The sequence below is a fragment of the Advenella sp. genome (genome assembly GCF_052108595.1).
Lineage (GTDB): Bacteria > Pseudomonadota > Gammaproteobacteria > Burkholderiales > Burkholderiaceae_B > Advenella.
Genome location: NZ_JBQEAU010000176.1, coordinates 1 through 3,789 on the forward strand (window position 1 = coordinate 1; position 3,789 = coordinate 3,789).

3 protein-coding genes are annotated in these 3,789 nt (G+C 55.1%); all 3 read left to right on the forward strand.

The window, feature by feature from the left end; translation table 11 throughout:
* The coding region (gene tssG, locus ACTIKR_RS20115; RefSeq protein WP_442328837.1) for a type VI secretion system baseplate subunit TssG at positions 1–926 on the forward strand (926 nt) is incomplete at its 5' end.
* A gap of 385 nt (positions 927–1,311) precedes the next feature.
* Entirely contained in the window at positions 1,312–2,811 is a 1,500-nt protein-coding gene (putP, locus tag ACTIKR_RS20120; protein ID WP_193088386.1) for a sodium/proline symporter PutP, read from the forward strand.
* A 311-nt stretch (positions 2,812–3,122) separates the two neighbouring features.
* On the forward strand, positions 3,123–3,789 hold a 667-nt coding region (locus tag ACTIKR_RS20125), incomplete at its 3' end, for a LysR family transcriptional regulator (protein WP_442328838.1).

Below are 3,789 nucleotides of genomic sequence, written 5' to 3' on the forward strand. Positions count from 1 at the left end.
GGCTGGACGCACGCAGCGGCACACGCAAGCCGCTGGGCCGCGATTCGCTGCCCTCACGCGAACCGGTACGACTACGCCAGGAACCATCCATGGCGTTTGCGCCATCGACCATTTGTGATGTCGATCGTGGTAAAGACGGCCCGCCCGTTGTCTCCATTCTGAGTTATGGCCTGTTCGGCCCCAACGGTCCGCTGCCCTTGCATCTGACCGAGTACGTGCGCGAGCGAATCGTGCACCACCGGGACCATACCCTCTCGGCCTTTGCCGATATTTTTCACCATCGCCTGATTGCGCTTTTTTACCGGGCCTGGGCAGACGCGCAAAGCACGGTCAGCCTGGATCGTCCCGAAGAAAATTTCAGTCGTCATGTTGCCAGCCTGATCAATCAGGGACAAAAATCGCTGAAACAGCGTGATTCCATCATGGATCACGCCAAGTATTTTTTTGCCGGCCACCTGGTGCGCCAGACGCGCAATCCGGAAGGCATTATCCAGATACTGAAAACCTTCTTCAACATCAACGTCAGTTTAAAGGAGTTCGTGCCGCAATGGATCGAACTGCATCCATCGCAGCAACTGGGCCTCAATGGCAGCATGGGGCTGGGTCAGGATACGATTCTGGGCAGCTCCGTGCGCGATGCACAGCATAAATTCCGCCTGTTGCTGGGCCCGCTTACCCGGTCCGAATTTGATCAATTCATGCCGGGCACAAGCAAGGCAAAACAGCTGACACACTGGCTGCGGCATTATGTGGGAATCGAACTGAACTGGGATGTCGAGGTCGTGCTCAAAAAAGAAGACATCAAGGGCATTCGTCTGGGCGAAGCCTCGCCGCTGGGACTGGGCACCTGGATGGGATTGCGCCCCAACAGCGCCGGCGACGCGCATGATGTCGTTATTGACTACGAATTGCGCGAAAAGCTGTAGAGGCCTGATTGATTGACTCCCTGCGCAACCGCGCCGACCATGGGCCACCGGCGTGGTTGCTGTGCATAGCGCCGGAACGCGCAGCCTGAAAACCCATGGATCTACGGGTCCCGGAAAGGAACTTCGGATTAGCGAGCTTATCGACCTGCTGCAAGCGCGCTACCGGACAAATGGACTCCCGGGTGAGCGGATTACTGAACAACCTGGCAATTGATCAACTGAGCAGTCCTGGGGTTAACCCAGTTAAAATACAGAAAAACAAAAAATAATATCCATATCAAATCAAAAAGTTAACCGGAATTTATAAGAGTTAACCCTTATATTCATCTGTTTTACTTTTCCGTAAAATCCATCACTTTCAACAGACAGACAAAGGGAACGAGGAATGAGTGGCATAAATCCAATGATCATCACGTTCGCCATATATCTGATTGTCGTACTGGCAGTCGGGTTTATCGCCTACTTTTCAACACGTAATTTTGACGACTATATCCTGGGCGGACGCAGTCTGGGCAGTTTTGTGACGGCACTCTCGGCAGGCGCCTCCGACATGTCGGGCTGGCTGCTCATGGGTCTGCCCGGCGCGATTTATCTGGCGGGCCTGTCCGAAGCATGGATTGCCATCGGCCTGACCATCGGCGCCTACTTCAACTGGCTGCTGGTGTCAGGACGTTTGCGCATGCACACTGAATACAACAACAATGCACTGACGCTCCCTGAATATTTCCATCACCGCTTTGGGGCCGGCAGCGTCTTCATCAAGATAGCAGCCGCAGCCATCATTCTGTTTTTCTTTACCATCTATTGTGCCTCAGGCATTGTGGCTGGCGCCCGACTGTTCGAGAGCCTTTTCCACGTTGATTACGTCACCGCAATGTGGCTGGGTGCCGGCGCCACCATCGTCTATACCTTTATTGGCGGTTTTCTGGCGGTCAGTTGGACCGACACCATCCAGGCTTCGCTCATGTTTTTTGCGCTCATCCTCACGCCAATCATGATATTGCTTGGCATTGGCGATCTGTCTGCCGTCACCGCGACCATTGACCAGGCAGCGGCCACAGCCGGCAAGAATTACTCAAGCCTGATTTCAGGCACGAGTTTTATTGCAATCGTGAGTGCCGCGGCATGGGGCCTGGGTTACTTCGGCCAGCCGCATATTCTGGCGCGCTTTATGGCAGCCGATTCGGTCAAAAGCCTTAAGTCTGCACGTCGCATTGGTATGACATGGATGATTCTATGTCTGATTGGCGCGGTCGCAGTAGGCTATTTTGGCATTGCATGGTTCCAGTTGCATCCGGAACAAGCCGGCGAGGTCAACACAAATAGCGAACGTATTTTTATCGAACTGGCCCAGATTCTGTTCAATCCCTGGATTGCAGGTGTGATTCTGTCGGCGATTCTGGCTGCCGTCATGAGCACGCTCAGCTGCCAGTTGCTGGTATGCTCCAGCGCCATTACCGAGGACTTCTACAAAGGATTCATACGGCCACACGCGAGCCAGACAGAGCTGGTCTGGACCGGCCGCGTGATGGTACTGATGATCGCACTGGTCGCCATCTGGATTGCGTCTGACCCGGAAAGCCGGGTACTGGGCCTGGTTTCGTACGCATGGGCCGGCTTCGGTGCAGCCTTTGGACCAGTGATTATTCTGTCGGTATTCTGGCGTCGCATGAACGCAGCCGGCGCACTGTCCGGCATGGTGGCCGGCGCGCTGGTGGTCGTATTGTGGAAACAGTACAGCGGCAGCGCCCTGTATGAAATCGTACCTGGTTTTATTGCCGGCTTGATCGTGATCATAGCGGTTTCGCTGTTAACCAAAGCGCCCTCACAGGCCGTGGTCGACAACTTCGACCGTGCAGATCGCGACTTCAAAAACGCGGCATAAGCTGCAATCGGCAATACTGCAGAGCCGGCCGAGTATGTCGGTTCTGCAGGCAGAATCAAACGCTCCCGTCCATTCCAGGACTGGAGCGTTTTTTATATACCCCGTTTTCTTGTTATGACGGTTGCAATAGGCCGCACATTAAAGTGCATGCCGGATGCCGGATGCCAACTAGCGTCAGTTTTCTGAAACGGATGTTCAACACGTACGCTTTATACAACATAGTCAGTGATTTGCACGAATCCTGTCGGCAGAATACGGGTTAAGCCCTACAATCGACAATACCTGAGCACTTGCACCCATGAGAGCCCTTTTTGAAAATCCGCCAGCCGCTTCCTCCGCTGAACAGCCTCAAGGCATTCGAAGCCACTGCACGCCTCAAATCCATGGCGCTGGCGGCAAAGGAACTGCACGTCACGCCCTCGGCCGTAAGTCAGCAGATCAAGCAGCTGGAACACCACCTGGGCCAGCGCGTCATTACCCAATCGCGCAGCGGGATCGTGCTGACCGCTTATGGGCGCGACGCGCTGCCCAAGCTGTCTCAGGCGTTCGACCTTCTGGCAGGCTCCTTTCACCATCCACGCGATCCGTTGCTAGTACGCATCAGCGTACTGCCTTCGTTTGCACGCTTCTGGCTCAATCCACGCCTGCCTGCGTTCTTTCGCCAGCACCCCGCTATCCGGCTGGACATAGACAGTTCGCCCAAATTGATTGATTTCACCTTTGACGACCTGGATCTGGCGATCCGGTATGGCAAAGGTAATTATGAAACGCCGCTGTGCGACAGCCTCATGAAAGAGGCACATCAGGCCGTCTGTACACCGCGCCAATATCCGGCATGGGCGCCGCTGGTCGAGTCCGGCGATTTCGCCCGTCTGCCATTGATAGGCGACCGGGGCATGCTGGGCGGCGATGAGCAGGATGTGACCTGGCGGGAGTGGTTGCATGCAAAAGCACCCGAGTCGACATTACCCGACTATC